This is a genomic window from Streptomyces sp. NPDC006283, from assembly GCF_040613325.1.
Classification (GTDB): Bacteria; Actinomycetota; Actinomycetes; order Streptomycetales; family Streptomycetaceae; genus Streptomyces.
The window spans coordinates 1-3,607 of the sequence record NZ_JBEXRZ010000374.1 but is presented as its reverse complement, the minus strand read 5'-3'; the positions used below and the strand labels follow the sequence as shown (position 1 = coordinate 3,607).

Annotated in this window: 4 protein-coding genes; all 4 read right to left on the bottom strand. The window is 70.3% G+C overall.

The window, feature by feature from the left end:
* Positions 1-115: 115 nt before the first annotated feature.
* Entirely contained in the window at positions 116-319 is a 204-nt protein-coding gene (locus ABZ070_RS36105; RefSeq protein WP_100105551.1) for a cold-shock protein, read from the bottom strand.
* A gap of 270 nt (positions 320-589) precedes the next feature.
* A complete protein-coding gene (locus ABZ070_RS36100; RefSeq protein WP_356640292.1) occupies positions 590-1,699 on the bottom strand; it encodes an MBL fold metallo-hydrolase in 1,110 nt (369 codons plus the stop codon).
* Between the two features lie 509 nt (positions 1,700-2,208).
* Positions 2,209-2,391 (bottom strand): hypothetical protein, encoded by a 183-nt coding sequence (locus ABZ070_RS36095; protein WP_356640290.1) that lies wholly within the window; start codon positions 2,389-2,391, stop codon positions 2,209-2,211.
* A 162-nt stretch (positions 2,392-2,553) separates the two neighbouring features.
* Positions 2,554-3,607: DUF1996 domain-containing protein (locus ABZ070_RS36090; RefSeq protein ID WP_356640288.1), on the bottom strand; the 1,054-nt coding region annotated here is incomplete at its 5' end.

Genomic DNA, 3,607 nt, shown 5'->3' with positions numbered 1-3,607 from the left:
GAAGGTCCCGCGGGCACTGCTTTTTCTCGGGCAGCCAAGCCGTGCCTGTTGGCTCGTGCCGCGGAACGCCCACGCCCGCCCCGACTGAGCGGGGCGGGCGTCGCGCCGAAGCGGGTCAGGCGGGGGTGATGTTCTCCGCCTGCGGGCCCTTCTGGCCCTGGACGACGTCGAAGTTCACCTTCTGGCCTTCCTGGAGCTCACGGAAGCCAGAGCTTGCGATGTTCGAGTAGTGTGCGAAGACGTCCGGGCCTCCGCCGTCCTGCTCGATGAAGCCGAAGCCCTTTTCCGAGTTGAACCACTTGACGGTTCCGCTGGCCATTTGCCCTCCAAGGGGGACTGGAAATCGGTTCCCGCACCGTGCGGGAGCCGGAGGTGATCGCCTTGGTCCTCAGAGGCTTTGAACAGCAAAACGCCCGCGAACTCGCGCTCACGGGCGACCGGTACTTCGGAACCATGACAGCTGTCGTCGACGCTACACGGCCCTCACCCTCTTCACCACTCGGAACACCCGGTTCAAGGCGAAGGAGTGAAGCGGTCAGGCAGCACGCCGAATACGCAGACGAAGAGGACTGGCACGCTGGATATCGCTTCACTGCTTCTCAGCTTCCAGCGAATCGTCGCGACTGCCGCCGCCACCAAAGCCAGGCCGCGAGGGAATCGGCGCGGGGTTTACGAGCGTGGGTCGGGACCAGGGCGCGTCGACGCCGCCGGACTCCGGCCGTAGCCCGAGTTCGCGTAGCTGGTTGACCGCCATCATGGCGGTGAACATCGCATTCGGGTTGGCGCCGCCGACGCCCAGTTCGGCGATGGTCCCCGCGTATCGGGTGGTGAACGCGCTCGGCCGAACCTGCCTGCTCTCAGTGGTCAGCCTGAGCGCCGCCTCCTGCAGGGCGGTGGCCTGCTCCAGCAGCCCGTCCAGGTAGGACGACACCCCAGCGCCACGGCGCACGGCGAAGGTGTGCCCGTCGGTGAGGAGTGCGGCTTCTCCCTCCTCGAAGAGAAGAGCGACGGCGCCGAGCGTGGTCTGGATCTTGAGCTGGTCGGCGTCGGCCATCGCACCGCAGGGTCCGTTGCCCTCGTCGGACAGGTGGAGGACGCCGCAGTCCCTCAGGTGCACGATCACATGCCCGGCGCAGTGGCCCTGGCTGCGCAGTACGCGGACCGCGCCGTCGGCGAAGGTCCAGCCGGTGAAGCGCAGCGAGCCGATCCGGATCCGTTCCGGCGGTCGTTCCTCGTAGGTTCGGGTCGTCGCCCCGAAGGGCCGAAACGGCTGGAAGAGCGACACCACCTTGTTGGCGGCCAGTGCGGCTGCGGGCAGCGGCACCAACCCGGCGATGCGGTCGAAGGACGGCACCCAGTACGACGCCGGGTCCCGCATCTGGTCGAGGTCAGGGGCGGGCACGTAGTGCTCGACCGGCACTCCCAGCTCGTCGGCCAGGTCGTTGTTGGCGACGTGATCAGGATGTCCGTGCGTAGTCAGCACCAGTGCTCGGGACCAGTGCCCGACTCGGCCGGTCGCCCCCCGCAGTGCGGCGCGGAAGGCCGTGGTGGCGCCGGTGTCGACAAGCACCAGGGTGTCGCCGACCCGGTGTACGAGAGCGTTGGCGACGTCCGGCTGATCGTGCTCGACATCGAGTCCCTGCCCGAGGACCAGCACGGTCTCGTCGTCGATCTCGATCAGGTCACCGAGCGCGGTCATGGGTCCGGTCCTCCCGCGGTCACGTCCGGGTCGGATGGGCCGGGGAAGCCGCTGGAAGCAGGCGGGGAGCACGAGCTGCCCGGATGAATCGATGGATGACGATGGACGCTGCGCTCCGACCCGTCCCCGGTAGCCCTGCCGCCCACCTCGACGATGTCGACAACGAGTCCCCTCCGGACGAGCGTACGCCGCGCCAGGCGTGGCGTCCCCGGGAAGCCTCCGACCAGGGCGCCCCCTGGTCGCCCTGGTCGGTCACCGTCCGGCCCCCGGTAAGGGCTTCAACGTGACCCACCGGCACAGCGCCCCGCACGACCAGCTACGACCGGCGGGCGCAAGACCGGTCCTGCCCGTCCTTGCCGGGCGCCACCGTCGGTGAAGGCCTCGCGGGGCGCGGCGAGGAGGGCAACGCCGAAGCCGAGGTCAACGCCTACCTGCGCCGCACAGCACCTCCCGACAGCTGACCTGGATTGGGCACGGTGCCCAGCAGATCGACCGCTCCTGGGACCCGCTCACAGGGGGTTCTGGTCGTCGCTCCCCGACGCTTGCTCGTCGGAGAGGCCGGGCTCACCGGCCTCGTCGGTCCGTTCCGCGGCCCCCGTCTTCTCACCGCCGTGCCGGCTGTTCCTCTTCTGGTCCTTCTCCTCCTCGAGCCGCTTGCGGACCTCTTCCGGCTTGTCTCCGAGCTGGTTCACGACCGACTCCCTCGCCACTGATGACGGAAATTGCGCGGCCAGCCTCACACAGGACCGCACCGCCCGCACCCGGGCGGGCCCGGCCCGCGTACGGTCGGGCGCGCGTACGGTCGGGCCAGCTCTTCGGCCGGGACTGAGTCCCGGCCGAAGAGGCGAGGCCGGTCACCGCCGACCGGTGACCTCGCGGCCGGTGCGCCTCCGGAGCAGCGCGACCCCTGTGACGACGAGTACCGCACCGGCGGCGGACGGCCACAGCTGGGTGCCGGTGGCTGCCAGTCCCCCCTGCGCAGCCTGGCCGTCCGGCGCAGCCTGGCCGTCCGGCGCGGCCTGATCGTCCTGCGGCCGGGAACCGTTGTTCGCCACGGGGGCCTTCGGTTCGCGGTCCTGAGCGTTGGCCCCGGTGGAGGGCGCTGCTTCATTCGTGCCGGCCGTGACTTCCGGCTTGTCCGCCCGGTCCGCAGTGGCCCCGTCGTCAGCGGACGGCACCGCGTCGGCGGTCGCGTCGGTCAGCACTTCGGGGCCGGGCCGACCGCCGGGAGTCGCCGGTGCTCCGGGTGTGCCGGACGTCGGACGGGCCTGTTGCGGGGACTCAGCGACGTTCGGCCCGGCCGCCTCTGCGGGCTCGTACGTGTCTGCGACGTCGGGGCGGGGACCGGCGCCCGGCCTGGCAGGTGGGGTGGTGGGCTGCTGTCCGTCGGCGCCGGGCGCGGTGGGCTTCGGGTCATCCGCGTCGGGTGCGCCGGGGCGACCGGGAGCGGTGGGCTCCGTTCCCGGTTCCGACGGCTCCTGCCCACCCTCGGCCGGAGCGTCCGCCGGGTCGTCGGGTCCGCATCGACGGCCGTCGTTGATGCAGTCGACCATCTCGTCCATCAGGTTCTCGTCGAAGACGTTGATGAAGTCGCCGTGGTCGGTGATGGGCTTGTGCAGCTGCTCGGGGAAGGAGTCGACCGCGAAGACCGAGGAGTTCTGCCCGTCGAAGACCGGCGGCGGCACGTCGTAGACGATCCGCTGCACCAGCCGCGGGATGGCCCGGAAACCGTTCGGGCAGTTGCCGTTGGCGTCGGCGAAGGCCACATGGGTGCGGTGGTTGGCGCTGTCGGTGTTCTGGCCGTCCCAGCAGTTCTGGAACTTGAAGCTGCGCACGACCTGGCTGCCCTCGGGGCAGATCGGGTACTTGTCCTTCAGCTGGCGGTCCTCGAATCCGGTGCAGCTCCAG